This is a genomic window from Gordonia heveisoli (assembly GCF_030315745.1).
GTDB lineage: Bacteria > Actinomycetota > Actinomycetes > Mycobacteriales > Mycobacteriaceae > Gordonia.
The window spans coordinates 85,271-103,531 of the sequence record NZ_JASXSH010000015.1 but is presented as its reverse complement, the minus strand read 5'-3'; the positions used below and the strand labels follow the sequence as shown (position 1 = coordinate 103,531).

The window sequence follows — 18,261 nt, the reverse complement described above, 5'->3', positions numbered from 1 at the left end:
TCTCTCGTCATGCCTTCGCGCCGGAAGTAGCTATCGCGTGGGCGTTGTCCCGTAACACCTGGAGGACTTCACCGAACGCTTCCGGCGGTGCGCCCGACACCTCCGGAATCAAACTCATCAGGGCCGTGGTCAACGCGGAATCCAGATCCGGCAGTGCCGCCGCCATCGCCTCGGTGATCGACCACACCGCACCGAAGGTGACCTGTGCACCACCGCGGCTCACGGCGGTGGCCTCTGGTTCGGATCGTGCGGCCATCGCGACCAGGTCAGGCAGCGACATCAGTGCGTCGGCATCGGCATCGGCGAGGGCACCGTCCTCCTCCGAGGTGATGATCGAGATGTCGCCGACCAGCACCTGCGGGTTCTCCGAAACCTCTTCCAACACCCGCACATAACGCTCGCCATACAGTTCGACGGTGCGTCGGGTAAACAGATCGGTGGCAAAGATCAATTGACCCTTCATCGGGTCCGCCTCGTTTCTGGGTGAGGGGTCGGGTGCGGTCGGAAACAGCGTGAGCTGGAGATCGACCTTGGCCGCCGTGAGTTGTTCGGAAACCGGGGTGATCGTCAGATCCGCGAGTTCCAGCGATGGGAAGTCGAAGTTCTGGAAGGCGAACATGACCTGGAAGACGGGGTTGTAGCTGACCGGCTGCGTCGAGACCACCGACGCGGCGATCGTGTCGAAGGCGACATCTGCATTCGCCATGTCGGCCAGATCGTCGTCGCGCAGCCGCTCCAACAGTTCGGCGAACTTCTCCTCGTCATGGAGCCGGGTCCGCAATGCGAGCGTGTTGACGAACATGCCGACCACGCCGTCGAGTTCGGGCTGGCCCCGCCCGGCGAAGGGAGTGCCGATGACGATGTCGCGGGTAGAACTCAACCGGCTCAACAGAATCGCGAAGGCTGCGTGCATGACCATGAACAACGTCGCATTGTTCTGCCGGGCAACGCCCTCCAGGCGACTGATGAGCTCCGGTTCGATCTCGAAGGTGACCTCGTCGCCGGCAAAACTCGGGGTCCGCGGCCGCGGCCGGTCGGCAGGAAGTTCAAGACGGGCCGGTGCACCGGCGAGACGGTCTGTCCAGTAGTCGAGCTGCCTGGACGACTCACCCTCGTCGGCGAGCCACTGATGCTGCCAGACCGAGAAGTCGAGGTACTGGATGGGCAGCGGTGCCCAGTCGGGTGTCTGCCCACCGGCGCGAGCGGTGTAGGCGGCGATCATGTCGGCGGCCAACGGCGACATCGATGCACCGTCTGCGGCGATGTGGTGAACCACCAGTACGAGGATGTGGTCATCGGGCGCCAGCGCGAGCAGCGCGACGCGCAGCGGTGGCTGCGCGGTCACATCGAATCCGCGGCCGGTGATGTCGGCGATGGTCGCCTCGATATCCGCACCACCGCCGCCGACGTCGATGATGCGCCGCTCGATCAGCTCCAGCGCCTGCGCCGCGTCGAGGACGACCTGGCTGGGTTCACCACCGAGCATCGGATAGCGCGTGCGCAACGATTCGTGACGCTCGACGATGTCATCGATCGCGCGCCCCAGTGCCACCCGATTCACCCGGCCGGACAGTCGCATCGCCATCGCGACGTTGTAGGCCGACGAGTCCGGATCGGCCCGGTTGATCAGCCACATTCCGCGCTGCACGGAGGACAGCGGCGCCCGGTCGCGTTCGTCGGCCACCCGCAGCGGGGGCCGACGATTGGACACGTCCAGTGCACCCGCCAACTCGGCCATCGCCTGCACCGTCGGAGCGTCGAAGATCGCCGTCACCGGGATCTCCCGGTCGAGTTCCGCCGACAGCCGGGCCGCGACCTTGGTCGCGCTGAGTGAATTGCCACCCAGATCGAAGAACGAGTCCAGGACACTGACCCGCTCCGCTCCGAGAACGCCGGCGAAGACGGCGGCGACGACACGTTCGGTCTCCGAGCGGGGTGCGACATATTCGGCTTCGGCCACCTGCGGGCGCGGCAGCGACGTGCGGTCGACCTTGCCTGCGGAGTTCAGCGGCATCCGCTCCAGGAGCATCCACACCGTCGGCCGCATATACTCGGGCAGTCGTTCGGCGACAACGGCTTTCACCTCGTCGAGGATCACGGTCTCGGGCGCCACGTAGGCCACCACCTGTTCCCCACCGGCGAGGGAGGCCACCGTGGCGGCGACGTGGACCACGCCGGGTGCCGACGCGATGACCGATTCGATCTCGCCGAGCTCCAGCCGCTGTCCGCGCAACTTCACCTGGAAGTCGTTGCGGCCGAGGTACTCCAGCTCGCCGTGCCGAGTCCACCGCACCAGGTCGCCGGTACGGTACAGGCGCCCGCCCGCCGCACCGAACGGACTGGCCACGAACCGCTCGGCGGTCAGCGGGCCCCGGGCGGCATAGCCGCGCGCCAGTTGCACACCACCGAGATACAGCTCGCCGGGAACTCCGACCGGGACCGGACGCAGTCGCGCATCCAGCACGTAGGTCCCGGTGTTCCAGATCGGCCGGCCGATCGGCACCAGGGCGTCGCCGGCCACCACCTGATGATCGGTGACGTCGACCGCGGCTTCAGTGGGGCCGTAGAGATTGTGCAGCGCGGTGGCAGGCATGGCCGCGACCGTCGCCTGCGCGGTAGCCGGGGCCAGCGCCTCACCCGAGGTGAACATCCGGCGAAGCGACGTCAGCTCCGCCAGCCGTCCCGGTCCGAGCACGTCGAGAAATGCCGACAACATCGACGGAACGAAGTGGACCGTGGTCACCGCATGCCGGTCGATGACACCGCCGAGGTAATCCGGCTCGCCGTGCCTGCCGGGTTCCGCGACGACCAGGCGGGCACCGACCATGAACGGCCAGAACAACTCCCACACCGAGACGTCGAAGGTGATCGGGGTCTTCTGCAGCACCACGTCCTGGGCGGTCAGGTCATGGGCATCCTGCATCCAGGCGAGCCGGTTCACGATCGCGGCATGGGAGATCGTCACCGCCTTGGGGCGTCCCGTCGACCCCGAGGTGAACAAGGTGTAGGCGGGGTGAGCGGGCCGTAGCGCCGTACGCCGTTCGGCGTCGGCGACCGGACCGGTGGCGCGGGTGGAGAACCTGTGCCGGTCCACCGACACGCTCCGCACGCGATCACCGAGCTCGAGGATCACCGGCGCGGGACCGACCGGACCGACCAGCACCACCGACACCGCCGCGGTGTCGACCATGTACCGAGCACGGTCGAGCGGGGTGTCGACGTCGATCGGCACATACTGGCCACCCGCGACGATGACCGCATGGATGGCGATCAGCATCTCCAGCGACCGCGACTGGCAGACGCCGACCGCGACCTCCGGCCCGACACCCATCGAGATCAGTTCGCGGGCAAGAGCGTTCACCTTCGCCGCAAAGTCGGCATAGGTCAGCGTCTCGTCGGCGAAGACCAGCGCGACATCGTTCGGGACCTGGGCATCGAGATCGACGAGATCACCCAACAGCCGGGCGTCGACGGCGACCGCAGGACCCGCGGACCAGTCGGCGACGGTATCCACCTCGGCGGCGTGGAAACCGAACATGTCGTCGACGAGGACTTCGCCGGTGCGTCCGGTCAGCTGGGACACCATGTCCAGGATCTCGTGGAAATATCCGGCAAGGCGCTCGACGGACCCACGATCGAACAGGTCGGTGGCATAGCTCAACGAGATCGACATCTTGTCCGAGTACGGCCCCGCGTCGCCGTACTCGATCGCGCTCACCGAGAGGTCATACTTGGCGAATGGCGTTCGGGCGTCGATGAATTCGAGTTCAGAACCCTCCCCAAGAAGCTGTAACACGTTGTCGTGCTGCAACACCAGTTCCACCTGGAAGAGCGGCGAATGCGCCAGTGAACGCCGCGCACCGACGGCGGTGACGACCTGCTCGAACGGGATGTCGGCGTTGCTGAGCGCCTGGGCACGGGTGTGATGCACCGCCCCCAGGAGGTCGGCGACCGTCTCATCGGGGCGGACCCGGGTGCGCAACACCACTGTATTGACGAACATGCCGATGAGGTCGGTCAGTTCCGGTTCGTCGCGCCCGGCGACCGCGGTCCCGATCGCGATGTCACCACTCCCCGACAGACGCGACAGCAGAATCGCCAGCGACGCATGCAGAATCGCGAACATCGTGACACCCGATTCCGCGGCGACAGCCCGCAGCCGGGCAACCAATTCCGCGTCGGCCCAGATGTCGACGTGGCCGCCGGATCCGGTCGCCACCGTCGGTCGCGGCCGGTCGTTGGGCAGCCCGACCAACTCCGGCATACCCGCCAACTCGCTGCGCCAGAAGGCGAGCTGGCGGCTACCGAGCGATTCGGGGTCGGAGTCGGTACCCAACCGCACGCGCTGCCACATCGTGTAGTCGGCGTACTGCACCGGCAGCGGAGTCCAGGCGGGTTCGGTGCCATGTACTCGGGCGGCGTATGCGGTCAGTACATCGGTGATGAGCGGGCCGAGCGAGGCGCCGTCACCGACGATGTGGTGCATGACCAGCACCAAGACATGCGCGGGGGCGCCGTCGACACTGACCGACCGCAGCAACCGAACACGCACCGGATACTGGGTGGCCAGATCGAATCCGACGGCGGAGATCTCGGCGATCAGTGCGTGGACCCGATCGGGTGCGGTGTCGACGACCTCGAAGAGGCCCGCGTCGGCGGCCTCGCCGACGCTGTGGATATGCTGCTCGGTCTCCCCATCGAGATCGGGGAAGGTGGTGCGCAACGGCTCATGCCGCGCGATGACGTCGGCTACCGCCGCCCGCAACGCCTCCACATTCACCTCGGCTCGCAATGCGACCGCGCCGGGGATGTTGTAGGCACCGCTGGCCGGGTCGAGCCGGTTGATGAACCACAGCCGGTTCTGCGGATACGACAGCGGAATCCGATCCGGACGGACCACCGGTGCGAGGGGCGGTAGTTGCGCCGCATCATCGAGCTGTCGCGCACTCGCGATCAGTCCCGCAATGTCGTGACTCTCGAAGACATCGCTGAGACCGACCTCCAGGCCCACTGCGCTGCGCAGCCTCGAGACCAGCCGGGCAGCTACCAGCGAATCAGCACCGAGCGCGAAGATGTTGTCGCGCAATCCGATCCGCTCGATACCGAGCAGCTCTTCGACCAGCGCGACGACCTCGACCTCGACCGGCGATGCCGGCGCGAGGTAAGGGGTCTCCTCATTCCGGGTGACCACCGGCGTCGGGAGCGCCACACGATCGAGCTTGCCCGAGTTGTTGACGGGGAACTGATCGAGGATCACCACGGCCGCCGGGACCATATGCGAGGGCAGCCTGCGTCGGCACCAGTCGATGGCGTCGGCGCGTCCGGCACCCGTCGCCCCGACCGTCAGATACGCGACGAGCATCGGCGCAGTCGACAGATCGGTGCGGGCGACGACGACCGCCCCCTCGACTCCCGGCATCTCGGCCAGCACCGACTCGATCTCGCCCAGTTCGATGCGCTGGCCACGGATCTTCACCTGGAAATCGGACCGGCCGAGGTACTCGAGTTCGGCGGATTCATTCCAGCGGACCAGGTCACCGGTCCGGTACATACGTCGCGGCGTCCGACCGACGAACGGGTCGGCGACGAACCGGGCCGCGGTCAGGTCCGCGCGGCCGACATAGCCGACGGCGAGCTGGCAGCCCGCGAGATACAGTTCCCCGGCAACACCCCTAGGAACCGGCCGCAGCGCCGAATCAAGGACGTAGACATCGGAGTTCGCGACCGGACGGCCGATCGGCACCGCGGTCTCGCGACGGTCGACGACATGTTCGGTGATGTCCACCGCGGCCTCGGTCGGGCCATACAGATTGACCAGCTGAGTCGACGACGTCTCGAGTACGCGATCGGCCAGCTGCCTGCCGAGAGCCTCACCGGAGGTGAAGAGCAGCCGGACGGAGTCCCCGAAGACCCGCGGACCGCGCGCGGCCTGCACGACGTCGACGTAGGTGTGCAGCATCGAGGGTACGAAGTGCGCGACACTGACCGCAGCATCGTCGATCACGTGGGCCAGATAGTCCGGATCCCGATGCCCGCCCGGCCGGGCGATGACCATCGTCGCGCCGATCTGCAACGGCCACAGCAACTCCCACACCGACACATCGAAGGTGAACGGCGTCTTGTACAGCACCGAATCCGTCTGCCGCAGCGGATAATTGCGCTGCATCCAGGCCAGCCGGTTGATGACCGCGGCGGTCGCAACCTCCACACCCTTCGGTTTGCCGGTGGAGCCCGAGGTGAAGATGACGTACGCCGCGAGATCGGCTGTCGGCAAACCCTCGACCGGTTCGTCGGACCGCCCGGCGACACCTGTCGCCTCGTCGAATCCGATACCCGCCAGATAGTCGTCGTCGATGACCAGCGCCGGGCGCGCGCTGTCGAGAATGTGCCATCGACGCTCATCGGGCTGCGCAGGATCGAGCGGGACATGGGCGGCACCGGCGCCGAGTACCGCGTAGATCGCGCACACCTGTGCGAAACCGCGTTCGAGGGCCACCACCACACGGTCGCCGGCCGCGACACCATCGGCGACCAGCTGATGCGCCAGCTGATTACGGAGCCGGTCGAGCTCGCCGTAGGTCCACGACCGCGCATCGGTCCGGATGGCCACCGCGGTCGGGTTGCGCCGCGCCTGGCCGACGAAGTCGTCGAGCAGATGCCGGCCGGTCAGCGGCCAATCCTGACGTTCGCCCCGGCCGTCACGCACCAGTGCTGTGCCCTCGCCGGGGAGGATCAGCTCGTAGTCGGCGATACGAGCATCGACGTCGGCGACGAAACGTCCCAGGAACGCCAGGAAATGGCGGTGATGGGAGGCCATCTGGGCCGACGTGTACAAGTTCGGGTTGCCGTGCAGGTCGACGACCAGCGGCGCGCCGGGGCTCGACTGATACAGATTGATCAGGAGATCTTCGAGGATCCCGGAGGTCAGGATCCGGTACTCCATGGTGGTGTCCGCGATCGCCACCTGATCGTCGAAGAAGACCATGTTGATCGTCGGGCCGAAGGAGAACGAACCGGCGTCGAGGCCGGCGTCGCGACGAATGTCGTCGGAGCGGTACCGCTGATGCCGCAGCGCTCCGGTCAGTTCGAGCTGGGCGGCGCGGATCAGATCGCGCGCGGTCTGCGTCGACACCTCACGCAGCCGGATCGGGAGCACATTCGACACCATCCCGCCCGCGGCCTTGATCTTCGCCGTGGCCCGGCCGGTGACCGGAAGGCTCATCACGATGTCGTCGGAGCCGGTCATCCGGGACAGGAACGCGCCGAAGGTGGCGGTCAACACGACGGCCACCGAGCTGTTGAGTTCGGCGGCGAGATCTTCGAGGCGGCGCTGCAATCGCGACGGCAGTTCATCGCCGACGACCACGTTGTCGAAGGACAGCGGGGCGGCGGCGGCCGAATTCGACAGCGTGACACGCTCGGGCAGATCCGATACCCGCTGCAACCAGTGCTCGCGGTCGGCGGCGCGGCGGCTGCTCGTCTGATAGTCGTCCTCGTAGGCGATGATCTCGGCCATCGACGCGGGGGCCTTGTCCAGCGGCGTCTCACCCTGTCGCAGCGCGTTGTATCGATCGACGGTGCGCCGCATGATCGACAGCGCTGCGTACCCGTCGATGATGATGTGGTGCGCACGGTTGTACCAGAACGTCCGATCGTCGGCGATGCGCAGAAATGCGATGACGATGAACTGGTCGTTCAGCAGATCCACCGGCCGCCGGTACTCCGCCTGCATCCAGGCCATCGCGGCCACCACCGGATCGGCTTCGGCACGAAAGTCCAGGAAATCTACATTTTGGTCGAAGTCGAGGTCGACGTATTGAACCGGCACGCCGTCACGCTCATCCAGACGCACGAACGGCGACTCGACCAGCTTGCCCACCTCGACACAGCAACGCTCGAGCAGTGCGAGATCGAGCCCATCCGGTTCATGTCGAATGTCCACGTACTGCGCGATGTTGACCGAGTAGTCGCCGGACAGCCGCTCGGCAAACCACATGCCGCGCTGCGCCGAGGTGAGCGGCAAGACCTCAGGGGACTCACCCGGCTCACCCGGCGTCTCCGCACGGAACTCGGCTACTGCCACAGTTTCTGACCACTTCCTCAATCGACCGGCGTGTACCGATTAGACCTCACGGCACCAACAACGAAAAACCATTCATATGACCATTCTCGCCGTTGTCGCCCGCCGACATGAATCCTCCGTCCGACAGAAAGGCAGGCTCGCCAGCCTACTCACCGATCGACTCCACTCTGACATCGTGGATACCCGACGCACCGTTACGCCATGCCGCAGGGGTGTCGGTTGACCACGCCTGACCAGGTACGATCGGTTACTCGCGAGTAGAACTGACATATCGTCGAAATGTGTCAATAATTTCAGATCGCACATCTCATTAGGCGCAGTGAAATTCTGGACTGACGTGCTGGATTTCAATTCCGTCACCTTTCTCGCGCCGCCTTGCGGTAACCGCGCAATGCCGGGTAAATCGAAAGCCCGAGAATCAGGACCGTCCAGATCGTCACCTTGACGAGACTCTCGGTCAGCGGGCCCCCCGCGGCCAGCGCGCGCATCGCCTCGATCGCCGGAGTCATCGGCTGGTTCTCCACGATCGGCTGCAGCCAGGTCGGATACGCGCTCACCGGCGAGAACCCCGAGTTGAAGAACATCAGCACACTGGAGACCAGTCCGAGATACGGCACCAGCGGCGCGCCCGGCTTCGCATTGACCGCCAGAGCCAGGGTGAGCGTGGAGAATGCCGCCCCGTAGGCGAGCGCCACCAGGACCAACCCGATCGCCGGCCCTACTCCCTGCGTGAACCGGAAACCGATCAGATGACCGACCGCCAGCAGTACGACGGTCGTCATCAGGATGCGGGTCAGCTCCGAGAACACGCGCGAACTCAGATCGGCCGCCCGATTGATCGGCAGCACATACAGACGTGCCAGCAAACCTGTGGAGCGCTCCAGGTTGAGCCGCATCGCCGACGCGATCGAACCGAACATCGCACCGACCAGGATGACCAGCGGAACCGTGCCATAAGCACTGTTCTGCCCGGTCGCCGAACCGATCGCATCGCCGAGGACGACCTTGAACATCAGCATGCTCAGCGCGGGGAAGATCAGCGACTGCAGCAGCGTCGGTACGTCGCGCACGAAGACCAGGACCTGCCGGCCGGTCAACGGCCGGGTCTGTGCCCACCAGGCACGCACCGACCCCTCGGCGGGAACGTCGGCCGCCGTCGTTGCGAGCCACCGACGTTCGCGGACCTCCGCAGCCGTCTCCGGCACACCCGCTGCCGCCGCGGTACTCATGTCCGCACCTTCCGGTTGCCCAGCCACAGCAACACCACGGCGGTCACCGCCAGGCCCGCACACCACCACATGGATGGACGCAGGATGTCCCAGGTCGCCGAACCGGAATCCAGCGCCCGCATCGAATCGGCCAGCTGCGAGATGGGTTGATTGCGGACGAACGGCTGGATCCACTCGGGGAACTGCGACAGCGGCACGAAGCCCGTCGACAACATGCCCAGGATGAGTGTCGGCAACGCCATCGACTGGCTGGTCGCCTCGGGACTGCCCGCGAGCAGGCCGATGCCGTCGGCCACCAGCGCGAGCAGGGTGCCGAACAACGCCGCGAGACCGAACAGGCCCAGGACCCCGGCGACGCCGCCCTCGGGCCGCCATCCGATCAACAGGCAGGCGATCGCGGCACACGCCAGCGACACCGCCAGGAGCACGAGGTTGGTCACCGTCCGTGCCGACATCGGGACCACCGAGGACATCGGCAGCACACGGAAGCGGGTATTGATCCCCTCCGCACTGTCGAGGGCCGCGCGCATGGCCGCCGACGACGCCGCGAAGCCGACCGACTGCAAGACGATGATCGGCATCAGGAACTGGCCGTAGCTCATTCCGGGTGCGGAATCCATGATGCTGCGCAACGGCAGGTAGAAGCAGATCGCGAGAAAGGCGGGCGAGACGAACGCGAAGATGAACTCGCCGTTGCGAACCACCTTGGCGATTCCGCGCTGGGTCAGCACCCACCACTGCTGCAGGGGCCGGACCTGCGGTTCGACCGGCAGGGTCAGCGCGAGGGCACCGGATGCGTCCCCGCCCGACCGGTGGGCAGCTGGGGGGTTGACGGCGGTTGGGGGGTTGACGGCGGCAGGGGTACCCATGTCACGAACTCCGGTCGCGCCGAGGGTCGGTCAGAGCCAGGAACACCTCGTCGAGGGAGGGTCGGCGCATGGCGACGTCGGACAACGCGATCCCCGCCTCCGCGGTACGCCGAATGACCTCGACCAGCGTCTCCGGACCATCGGGGGCGGGCACCGCCACCACATGATCGTCGGTGGGCCGCGCTTGGTCGGCGGCGATGAGATCGGCGAGCGCCTCGCGCAGCCGCGGCACGTCGGCCGCATGCGCGGGCGTGACCTCGCAGTACGCCGAACCCGCCGAGGCCTTCAGCTGATCGGACGTGCCCTCGGCGATGACCCGACCCTTGTCGATGACGACGATGTTGTCCGACAACACGTCGGCCTCTTCGAGATACTGGGTGGTCAGCAGGATCGTCACACCCGAATCACGCAGCTTCTCGACGAGGGTCCACACCTCCTGCCGGCTTCGGGGGTCGAGCCCGGTCGTCGGCTCATCGAGGAAGACCACCTTGGGGGCGGTCAGCAGACCACAGGCGATGTCGATCCGGCGACGCATTCCGCCGGAGTACTGCCCGACCCGTTTGGCACCGGCGTCCACCAGCGAGAAGGCGTCGAGCAATTCGTCGGCGCGGGTCTGCGCCGCCGACTTCGACAGACCGAGCAGCCGGCCGAACAGGATCAGATTCTCCCGGCCCGTCAGCGCCTCGTCGAGGGCGGCGAACTGTCCGGTCAGCATGATCGACTTCCGCACCGCAGCGGCCTGCGTGTCGATGTCGTGGCCGTTCACCGTCGCCGTGCCACCGTCGGGTTTCAGCAGGGTGCACAGCATATTGACGGTCGTGGTCTTTCCCGCCCCATTGGGTCCGAGCAACGCGACAATCGAGCCTGGTTGCACCGTGAAGCTGACGTCCTCGACCGCCACCGTGTCCTTGAACCGCTTCTGCAGGTTGCGCACCTCGATGGCGAGGGCCGGTGTCGCGGGCCCCGACTCGACGACCGTTTCGACGCCGGGCTGCGGGGTCTGGAGCACTGAGGTCTGGGGCACCGGCGTCTGGGGCACCGGAGTCTGGGGCACCGGCGTCTGGGGCACCGGAGTCTGGACCTGGTTCGGTGGCTGGGTGCGATGGTCGACCCAACTCCCCGACACCGATCGCCCCGGATCCGATCGCCCCGTCACCGCAGCTGCGGGCCGGGCGGGAACAGCCACGGTCGGGATGTCCGCTGCCGGCACATCCGCGGTCGGAGCCTCGAAATCGGCGAAGACCTCTTCCCGGGGCTCCGGCCTGGGAAGTTGCGGTGCCGGCGGGCCACCGAATCCCGCATGCCGACCGAGCCGTTCGTCGTGCGCCTGGGCCGGGTACTCCGACCGCCCGACATCGACGCCATCGACCGTGTCGCTCGTCACTCCGTTGTGGGCCGCATAGCCGTTACGTTGTGGCTGCCCAGCACGCTGCGAGGGCGCTTCGCCCTGCGGCGGGTCCTCGCGCTGCGGCATCGGGTAGCGTCCGGCCTTCTGCTCTGCGCGCTCCACACGCCACCGACCCAACTGTGCGAGGACCGGGTCCGGCAACTGGAACGGATCCGATTCGGCGAGCTCCGGCGCGTCGGGATGGACGCGCGGTTCCCCGGCGGATGAGGGCGTTGGCGGTCCGTTGACCTCGGGCATGTCATCCTCTGCGACGTCGGCGAACGTGGACGGGGGGCACGGCGTACGGACGCCGACGGCCTGCGCGCCGACAGCCGTACTTATCTTCAAACGTACGCACGAAACGTCCGCGAAGCCGTGGTTCCCCTCCTTTGTCGTTCGGTCGCCGCCCGAAGTTACCGACGCGACGCGCACCGCGACGCCCTGATCGGCCTCGGCGCTCCGGGTGGCCGGTGGCCGGGTGCCGACGTCTGCCGATTCGCGTCCGCGACGTGACGCAGCAGTGACCTCCGCCGTCGCGCCGGTCACGACGATCGATCGCCTGCTGAGCGCGCGGACACGCGGTTGGGTTCGGCATGTGCGGGGCCGCGATGACCATCGTGGTCACGGACGGGGTCGCGTTGCAGGATCTGCACGCGGGGTCCATCGGTGACGACGAACTCGGCACGAGGTGTCGTCGACCAGCGTCGCTCATAGGTCGCGGCGAGAGCGGGATCACTGGCCCTGGCGATCACCGCGACGCCGTTCCGATCGGCAAGGGCGACGACATGGTCGACCAGATCGGCGAGCACCCCGGTACGACGCATATTCGGCGCGACGGCCGCGAAGACGACGTCGACCGATGCCGGCGGCGTCCAGGCCGCGGCGTCGGCGGCCGCCATCTCCTGATAGCGGCGCAGGAACCCCGCATCGGCCTGCCCCATGTCGGTGATGAGGCGGTGCAGCCGACCGGCGTCGCCCCCGCGGGCGTGATCGGTCGACGACCAGAGGACCAGCCCACACATGCGCGGCGTTAGCCGTCCGGGCTCCTCGGCGAAGACAGCACGGGCGCCGTCGTGCAGGTGCACCGCCAAGAGCACCTGTGACCACCGGCGAGCCTGCTCGGCGGTGCATTCGTCGCCGAGGAGCCACCGGTACAACGGCACTTCGACGACGCTGCGCTCGAGGACCTCCAGAGCCGACGCCTCGTCGGCCGGCCCGAGGTCACGAACGCACAGATTTGCGAGGTCACCCATTGTCGCAAACCCATCTATCGGACCTGTTCTGCATCACGGATTAGTGATAGCACAGGCCTCCGACGCGCGATTGACGAACCGTACCCTATGGCCAGTTTTGCGAATGCTAAAGCGGAATTCGACTTCTCTAACAAAGAAACTCTAACCGGTACTTATGATCGTTAATCAATCCTGAATATCCATTCACGTTGCAAACTAACCGGCTTATGCATGTATGGTGGGCCGCGTTCGATCAGTTCGAATTGATCGTTCGCGAGAAAGAATGCAAATCCCCACAATGACAGGAGTCACCAATGGCTGGTGGAACCGACATCAATGACATCATTTCCGGCGTTATCAGCGAGCTGATCACCGGCTCGCTCGACAGCGGGACCAGCGGCGGAAGCAGCGAACCTACTGCCTAGTAGGGGCTTCCGCAGTACAGGGCGAACCGTCTCTACATGCGGGAGGCGGTTCGCCCGCCGCTCTCTTGTTCAACGAATATTCACCGCCAGTATTCGATTGCCCCGCCCCGAATACCCCGCGATTGATACCTACTCAAGTGTCATTCGCCAATCGGGACAATTGACCAAGAATCGAGCCGGACGCCAGACCTCGGATTAACCCAGCGCGAACGAAACCGCCGAAGAATTCGTTGGTTGCATTGAGGTTGCACGGCTCACACCCGGAAGCGAAGTTGGTTTGGACGAACGACCCAGAAACCTGGACAATTGACCCAAATAATCGAGCGCGGACAAGCGCAAGATGCCAGGGCGCACAGTTTCTACACTCTGCGCCGACTGGTGCAGAATGCAGGAGCACACCACCGGCGCGCGCTTTTCGCCTTCATCGGTTGCCAGCTGGGAGTCGTCGCCACCACACTGGCCGCACCGGCCCTCAACGCCGCGATGATCGACGACGGCATCATGCGCGGCAACATCGACACCATCGAGCGCCTCGCCGTCGTCATGACGGTCGTCGCCTTCGCCAACCTGGGGCTCGCCCTCGGGTCCACATATCTCGCATCGCACATCTCCGCGTCGATCGCGCATCGGTTGCGCGGGCAACTCAACACCCAGGTCACCAGCTTCGGCGATCGGGAGGCCGGCCGGTTCTCGATCGGCGGTCTGCTGACCCGTTGCACCGCCGACGTCGCCAATGTGCAGGGATTCATCTTCACCTTCCTCACCGTGATGGTCATCGCACCACTCATGCTGGTGGGGGCGTTGGTGGTCACCACGATCGGCGGATCGGCACTGACCCCGGTGGTCGCCATCGCCGGGGCCGTCCTGGTCGCCACGGTGGTGAGCCTGATCCGCAGGCTCCTGCCCCTGTCCGGAGCCATCCAGCGTGGCGTCGACACCCTCAACCGCATGGTGCGCGAGCAGTTGATCGGCGTACCCGTCACCCGAACCTTCATCCGCGAAGAGCATGAGATCGACCGCTTCGACCTCGCCAACGGTGAGCTCACCGAACTGTCGGTGCGGGCCGGGCGTCTCCAGGCGGCCCTGCTACCACTGGTCACGGTGATCGCCAACCTCGCGACCGTGCTGGTCGCGGCCGTCGGCGCCAAACTCGTCGACACCGAGCAGATGCAGATCGGCCAGATAGCCGCGACCACCGGCTATCTGTTGCACATCCTCGTCGCCGTGTCGATGCTGTCCATCCTGGCCGGGACGTTGCCACGGGCCGCCGCCAGCGGCAGCCGGGTCGCCGAAGTTCTCGACACACCGCCCGACGCCGTCGAACACACGACGACCCACCCCCCGCGGGCACATCTGCCACGGCGCTGCGGTGGCTCGATCGCGCCACGACTGCACTTCGACGCCGTGACCCTGCATCACCCGGGCGCGAAGGCACCGGCGTTGGACGCGGTCACCATCACCTGCGCGTCCGGCTCGGTCACCGCATTCATCGGCGGCACCGGCAGCGGCAAGTCCAGCCTGCTCGCCCTACCGGTGCGATTGAACACCCCGACATCGGGCGCCATCCGTGCCGGCGATGTCGATCTCGCCGACGTCGATCCGCGCACGATCCGCGCCCGTACCGCCTTCGTCGGACAGGGCAGCGCACTGGTCAGCGGCACCGTCGCGGAGAATCTCCGGTTGGGTCGCCCAGCCGCCACCGACGACGAACTGTGGACCGCGCTCGACGTCGCCGACGCCGCCGGTTTCGTCGCCGCGCGCGCACACGGTCTGGCATCCGAGGTCACCCAGGACGGCCGGAACTTCTCCGGTGGCCAGCGTCAGCGGCTGGCGCTGGCGCGGGCGATCCTGCGCCGCCCGGTTCTCTACCTGCTCGACGACCCGTTCAGCGCCCTGGACGTCGACACCGAAGCGCGGATCATCGCCCGGCTGCGTACCGCCGCACCGGAGGCGACGATCGTCATCGCCTCCCAACGTGTCTCCTCGATACGGCACGCCGACAGCATCGCCGTCCTGGAGGGCGGACGCATCACCGCGATCGGCGGTCACCACGACTTGCTGCGCGTCTCGGCGGTCTACCGCGATCTGGCAGCGGCGCAGGCGGTGATCGATGGCTGATCGTGCGACCCGGCCGCCCGACACCCGAGGTGTCCTCCGCTGGATGTTGGGTCAACTGCGGATCGGCCCTCGCCGAGCGCTGGCAATCAGCCTGCTCGCGACCCTCGCCACCGTCGGAACGGTCTGTGCGCCACTGCTCTACGCACGGATCACCGACGTGATCCTCGACGGCCTCGATGCCGACGGCCCGATGTCGTCGCTGTTGTGGATCCTGATCGGCGCGCAGACCGCCGTCTATGCCGGTGTCTTCGTCTGCAGCCTGGGTCAGGGAAGGATGCTGAACACCGCGGTACAGCGTTGCGCCGCACACCTGCGTAGTACGGTGCAGCGCAAGGTTCATCGCCTTCCGGTCCCCCATCTCGACGCGATACCGCGTGGTGAACTCCTCAGCAAACTCACCACACATACCGACAACGCGACCACCGTCCTCGGCCCCGTACTGGTCACCGTGCCGACCAATCTGCTCACCATCGCCGCGACCACGATCCTGCTGTTCGCACTGTCGCCGATCCTGGCGTGCGTCGTGCTGGCTGCGGCCCCGGTGTCCGCGGCGCTCGCGACGCTCGTCGCACGCCGCGCACGCCCGCATCTCGTCGACCAGTGGACGACCACCGCCGCGCTCACCGCCTGTGTCGAGGAGCAGCTCAGCAACCGGCGAATGATCAAGGTGCACAACGCCGAGGCCATCGCACAGAAGCGGTTCGACGCCCTCAACGATCGCCTGCTGATCTCGGCGCGATCGGCCCAGTGGTCGACGGGTACCCTGGCGCCGACGGTCACCTTCGTCAACGCGCTGCTCTTTCTGGCGCTCGCCGCGTTGGGTGGCATCGGCGTCGTCAACGGCACCCTCACGCTGGGAGTGGCGCAGGCGATCATCCTGCTGGCGCAACAACTGAGCAGCGCACTCCGATCCCTGGCGGGCTTCTATCCGCGAATTCAGTCCGCCACGGTGTCGGCCGCCCATGTCCGCGAACTGCTCGACGACACTCCCGACGAGACCGGACCGAATCCGGCCGGGCCGGTCCCCGCCCACCGACGTCGGCCGCCGGAGATCGTCTTCGACGGTGTCGACTTCGGTTACCGCGCACAGGAACAGGTGCTGCATTCGGTGAGTTTCGTGCTGAAGCCGGCGACCACCACGGCGATCGTCGGGTCCACCGGATCGGGGAAGACGACACTCACCCGACTCCTGCAGGGTTTCGGCACACCGTCGTCGGGTCGCATACTCATCGACGATCTCGACATCACCGAGATGTCGCGACAGGAGCTTCGGGGGTCGATGGCCGTCGTACCTCAGGAACCGTGGCTGTTCACCGGGACCGTGCGCGACAACATCGCGTACGGGGTGCGAGTCCCGCAGATGCGCACCGGCGACGGCATCGGCAAGAACGCGACCGACGCCGCAATCGCCGATGCGATCACCGCCAGTGCCGGAGCACAACTCATCGCCGCATTACCCGACGGTCTGGACACCCTGGTGGGCGACGACGCCGAGAACCTGAGCACCGGCGAGAAGCAACTCGTCACCGTCGCGCGCGCCTTCGCGGCCGCACCATCAATCCTGATCCTCGACGAGGCGACCAGCGCCGCCGATCCGCACACCGAGCTGCTCATCGCGCGGGCACTGACCCGGCTCCGCACCGACACCACCACGCTGATGGTCACCCACCGACTGGCCACCGCCGCGCGGGCCGATCACATCGTCGTCCTGGAGAACGGCCGCGTCGTCGAAGTCGGGACCCACGACGAATTGCTGCGCCGCGAGGGGTATTACGCACAGCGATACACCAATTCAGTCACCGGGACCGCCCGGCCTGCCGCACCGGCGCCACCACAGCCGGCGCCACCACCTGTTGACACCACCGACCCGACACCCGTACGGGTCGCCCAGATGACGGAGATCTGAGTGCTGAGACGACTACTCGCCGCTACGCTGACCGCCACCGCGCTACTCGGTGCGACATCGGTGATCAGGCCACCGGCAACACTCGCGCAGGCGTCGGCATCGCCGGCCGCACATCTGGTCTCGGCTGGGCTGGATGGTTCACGGGTGCGCGACATCGTGGTGTATTCGGCCGCGATGCGGCGCGACATCCGGCTGACGGTGCTGACCCCCAAGGACACCTCGGCACCTCGCGGCGTGCTGTACCTGCTGAACGGCGCAGGCGGAGGCGAGGACCGCGCCACCTGGGTCCGCAAGACCGACATCGTAAACTTCTTCGCCGCCAAGAATGTCTACGTCGTCATCCCCGACGAGGGTGCCTTCAGCTACTACACCGATTGGCAACGTCGGGATCCCGAACTGGGACTGCACAAATGGTCCACCTTCCTCGGGTCGGAGCTTCCCCCGGTCATCGACCGCCACTACGGCACCTCGGGACGCAACGCCATCGGCGGCATCTCCAGTTCGGCGACCTCGGTCCTGAATCTGGCCATCGAACATCGTGGTCGCTATCGCGGGGTGGCCGCCTACAGTGGCTGTCTGACCACCGCCGATCCCCTCGGCCAGAACAGCATTCGACTGGTCGTCGAAACCCGCGGCGGCGGCGATGTCACCAACATGTGGGGCCCGCTGACCGGATCAGGCTGGCGCGCACACGATCCGACACTCAACGCCGCCAAGCTGCGCGGAACCCGGCTCTACATCTCCAGTTCGACGGGCCTGCCCGGCCGGTACGATACGCCGCGGTATGTCCCCGATCCGTCGACCCTGGCCGATCAGATCCTGGTGGGCGGCGGCATCGAGGCCACCACACTGGCCTGTACCGCGCAGTTCCTCCAGTCGCTCGGCAGGTCGGGAATCCCGGCGACGGTCGACGTACCGCCGACCGGTACCCACTCGTGGGGCTACTGGCAGGACCAGCTGCACCGTTCCTGGCCGTTCCTGGCGGCCGCGCTGCGGTCGTGACCCGACCGAC

8 protein-coding genes are annotated in these 18,261 nt (G+C 66.7%); 3 read left to right on the top strand and 5 right to left on the bottom strand.

What is annotated here, in order from left to right; all coding sequences use genetic code 11:
- Nucleotides 1-7 precede the first annotated feature (7 nt).
- From QSJ18_RS14370 to QSJ18_RS14350, 5 genes are all read right to left on the bottom strand, one after another.
- Nucleotides 8-8,083 carry a non-ribosomal peptide synthetase gene (locus QSJ18_RS14370; RefSeq protein ID WP_286327214.1) on the bottom strand — a complete coding sequence of 2,692 codons (8,076 nt, stop codon included), beginning with the start codon at nt 8,081-8,083 and terminating at the stop codon, nt 8-10.
- A gap of 356 nt (nt 8,084-8,439) precedes the next feature.
- Entirely contained in the window at nt 8,440-9,312 is an 873-nt protein-coding gene (locus QSJ18_RS14365) for an ABC transporter permease (protein ID WP_286327213.1), read from the bottom strand.
- A complete protein-coding gene (locus tag QSJ18_RS14360) occupies nt 9,309-10,181 on the bottom strand; it encodes an ABC transporter permease (protein WP_286327212.1) in 873 nt (290 codons plus the stop codon). The genes QSJ18_RS14365 and QSJ18_RS14360 overlap by 4 nt, the downstream gene beginning before the upstream one ends.
- A gap of 1 nt (nt 10,182) precedes the next feature.
- Nucleotides 10,183-11,826 carry an ATP-binding cassette domain-containing protein gene (locus tag QSJ18_RS14355; protein WP_286327211.1) on the bottom strand — a complete coding sequence of 548 codons (1,644 nt, stop codon included), beginning with the start codon at nt 11,824-11,826 and terminating at the stop codon, nt 10,183-10,185.
- A 284-nt stretch (nt 11,827-12,110) separates the two neighbouring features.
- Nucleotides 12,111-12,821 (bottom strand): hypothetical protein, encoded by a 711-nt coding sequence (locus tag QSJ18_RS14350; protein ID WP_286327210.1) that lies wholly within the window; start codon nt 12,819-12,821, stop codon nt 12,111-12,113.
- Nucleotides 12,822-13,603: 782 nt separating this feature from the next.
- Here QSJ18_RS14350 and QSJ18_RS14345 point away from each other — a divergent pair.
- The 3 genes from QSJ18_RS14345 to QSJ18_RS14335 are packed head-to-tail and all read left to right on the top strand — an operon-like array spanning nt 13,604 to nt 18,251.
- Nucleotides 13,604-15,343: an ABC transporter ATP-binding protein gene (locus QSJ18_RS14345; protein WP_286327209.1), complete on the top strand. Its 1,740-nt coding sequence runs from the start codon at nt 13,604-13,606 to the stop codon at nt 15,341-15,343.
- Nucleotides 15,336-17,249: an ABC transporter ATP-binding protein gene (locus QSJ18_RS14340; RefSeq protein WP_286327208.1), complete on the top strand. Its 1,914-nt coding sequence runs from the start codon at nt 15,336-15,338 to the stop codon at nt 17,247-17,249. Before QSJ18_RS14345 ends, QSJ18_RS14340 begins: the two co-directional genes overlap by 8 nt.
- Nucleotides 17,250-18,251 (top strand): alpha/beta hydrolase, encoded by a 1,002-nt coding sequence (locus QSJ18_RS14335; RefSeq protein WP_462476083.1) that lies wholly within the window; start codon nt 17,250-17,252, stop codon nt 18,249-18,251.
- Nucleotides 18,252-18,261 lie beyond the last annotated feature (10 nt).